Source organism: Leekyejoonella antrihumi (assembly GCF_007845645.1).
Classification (GTDB): Bacteria; Actinomycetota; Actinomycetes; order Actinomycetales; family Dermatophilaceae; genus Leekyejoonella; species Leekyejoonella antrihumi.
Genome location: NZ_VCQV01000088.1, coordinates 1 through 2732, shown reverse-complemented (window position 1 = coordinate 2732; position 2732 = coordinate 1). Strand labels below are relative to the sequence as shown.

Below are 2732 nucleotides of genomic sequence, written 5' to 3'. Positions count from 1 at the left end.
CCTACCTGGGGCGGTGCGTAGCGACGTGCTGCTACCTGGGTGCCGCGCACCGCCGCAGCGGACTGTGTGAGATCCACTACCGAGCCTGGCGCCAGGCCGGCCGCCCGTCGGGACCGGCATTCGACCGGTGGGCCGGCGAGGTGAGACAACCGACGAACAGCCGGGCGCTGAGCCTGCGCGGGCTACCCGAGCTGGTGGTCCTGGAGCTGGTCTACGCGATCGGGTGCCGGGCCGAAGATCACGTCAGCGTGGTCACCGGCGGGATGCGACCATGGATCGACCAGTTGCGCGCGGCCGGCGCCGGATCGGTGCTCGACTTCGACCTGCACATCCTGGACGAGGTCGGCGACGCCCATCACGTGCGCTTCGCCCGTTACAGCGTGGACCGCATCACCCTCGCCTACGCCAACCCCGACGCCGAGCGGCACCAAGATATCTGGGACCTGCGCCTGTTCGGGCTCCCAGGCAAACGCACCCTGGACTTCACCGGGATTCGTCAACCCTGGCTGCGCGAGGCCACCAAGGCCTGGACGGCCATGACCGCCGGACGAGTCGGCGAGTCGAGCCTGCGTCACCGCGTCGGCTCGATCACCGTGCTGTCCGCGGTGCTGGCGACCGGATCCGGCGGCGGGACCGACCCGGCCGTCCTCGCCCGTGCCGACGTCGAACGGTTCCTCGCCCGGGTCCACTCACCCACATTCCACCCGGCCTCGACACGTTCCTTCGGCCCGAAGGCCAGGATCGCGGCCGTGGAGGAGTGCGCCCTGATGATCCGCGAGGCCCGCGGCCTCGGGCTGCTGCCCACGCTGGGCGCAACGTTCGCGTTCCGCCGCGGTGACTCACGACGCAGTCAGGTCGATGAAGGCCCCGGGCGGGCGCTACCGGCCCACGTCATCACTCAGCTCGACGCGCATCTCGACCTGCTCAAGGACGTGCCCGGCTGCACCGGCCCGGCCCGGCGAGCCACCCTCGGCGTGCTCGGCGAGCAGGCCGGCGCCGTCGCCGTGCTCAGCTACCTGCTACTGAAAGGAACCGGCCGCCGCGTCGGCGAGGTCGCCAGCTTGCACCTGGACTGCCTGGACGTCGACGAATACGGCAAGGACGTGCTGATCTACGACAACCACAAGGCCAGCCGGATGAACCGCCGCCTACCACTGACCGACTCGCAGCTGGTTGCTGCGATCCGCGCCCAACAGGCCTGGGTACGCGAACGATTCAGCGATACCGGGCAGGACCCGGCGTGGCTGCTGCCCCGCCCGCACAAGAACAGTGACGGCAGCCAGCACCTCTCCGGTCACCAGATCCTGACCTGGATGCGCACCTGGGTCGAGCGCATCCCGACGATCGACGCCGGACCACACGACGCACACGGTGACCCGGTGCCCTTCAACCGGTCGGCGATCCACCCGCACGCGCTGCGCCACACCTACACGCAAACGTTGGCCGATCAGGGCATCGCGCCCTCGGTGCTGCGCGACCTGATGGATCACCGGAGCATGTCCACGACACTCGGGTACTACCGGGTCGGTGAAAGCCGCAAACGCGCCGCCATGGATGCCCTCGCCCGACACACGATCGACAACCGCGGCGTCACCCGCCCAGTCCATGGCGAGTCCTCACAGGTCGCCCGGCTCAACGAGCAGCTGTCCTGGGTAGCCGTCCCGATGGGCAAGTGCTCCGAACCGAGCAACGTGCGCGCCGGTGGGCAGGCCTGCCCGATCCGCTACCAATGCGCGGGATGCGCGCACTTCCAGTCCGATCCGTCATATCTGCCCGAGCTGCGCGCGCACGCCGACCAGCTGCGCCGAGAACGCGAAGCCATGCTGTCCGCCGATGCCGCCGACTGGGTGATCGCAGGCGTCACCCGCCAGCTCGAGGTCATCACCGAGCACATCCGCACCCACGAGCATCTCCTCGACTCACTACCCGAGGACGAACGCGCGGTCATCGACGACGCCTCGGCCACCGTGCGTAAGGCACGCCAAGCGGTACCCGTCGCGTTCGGCCAACGGCTACCCGGCGACCATGGTTGACAACAGCGCCGCGCTACGCCGCGCGCGACGACAAGACAGCACGGCCAAACGCCGTCACGCCGCGGAAGTCCTCGAGGCCCTCGAAAGCAGCGGTGAACCGATCAGCTTCCCGACCATCGCCCGACGCGCCGACGTGTCCGTCTCCCTTCTCTACAGCGACTCCGAACTCGCCGGCCGGATCGCCGAGGCCCGCGCCCGGCAACGCCAAGCCGGGCACGATCGAGCCTGGAAGCTGCCGGCCCGCTCGCTGATCACCGAGCAGAGCCTGCACACCGAGCTCGCCAACAGCAAGGAACAAGCCCGTCAGCTGACCGAGGAAGTAGCACTGCTCCGCGAACGACTGGCACGCCAGCTCGGCGCCGACGCTGACCTGGCCCGCGGCCACGCCAGCCGACCAATGCTCGACCAGCTCGAAGACCGCGCCGCCGAGCTCGAGGCCGACAACCACGCACTACGCCAGCGCGTCACCCGACTCGAGGCAGATCTCACCGAGCTGAGCGACACGCTCGACGCGGCACGCTCGATGAACCGCGAGATGATGACCCAACTCAACCACGACCCCGGCGATCCCAACCTCGCCGACACGTCGAACAATGTCACTCAACGCGCATGACGCCCCTCATGAGAAGCAGAGTGAACGACGTCCAGCACACACCAAACCTCGCGCCACCAGCAGGTTTGCGTTCCACCCCAAAAGAA

Annotated in this window: 2 protein-coding genes; both read left to right on the top strand. The window is 68.8% G+C overall.

Annotation, left to right across the window (positions count from 1 at the left end; genetic code table 11):
* Nucleotides 1–2033 (top strand): tyrosine-type recombinase/integrase (locus FGL98_RS24580; protein WP_186526385.1); only part of this gene is annotated, 2033 nt, incomplete at its 5' end.
* Nucleotides 2026–2646 carry a DUF6262 family protein gene (locus FGL98_RS24575; RefSeq protein WP_146321445.1) on the top strand — a complete coding sequence of 207 codons (621 nt, stop codon included), beginning with the start codon at nucleotides 2026–2028 and terminating at the stop codon, nucleotides 2644–2646. The genes FGL98_RS24580 and FGL98_RS24575, both read left to right, overlap by 8 nt.
* Nucleotides 2647–2732 lie beyond the last annotated feature (86 nt).

Bases quoted from the DNA above. Each gene is read 5' to 3' on its own strand.
- FGL98_RS24575 (WP_146321445.1), top strand. From the start codon at position 2,026: ATGGTTGACAACAGCGCCGCGCTACGCCGCGCGCGACGACAAGACAGC.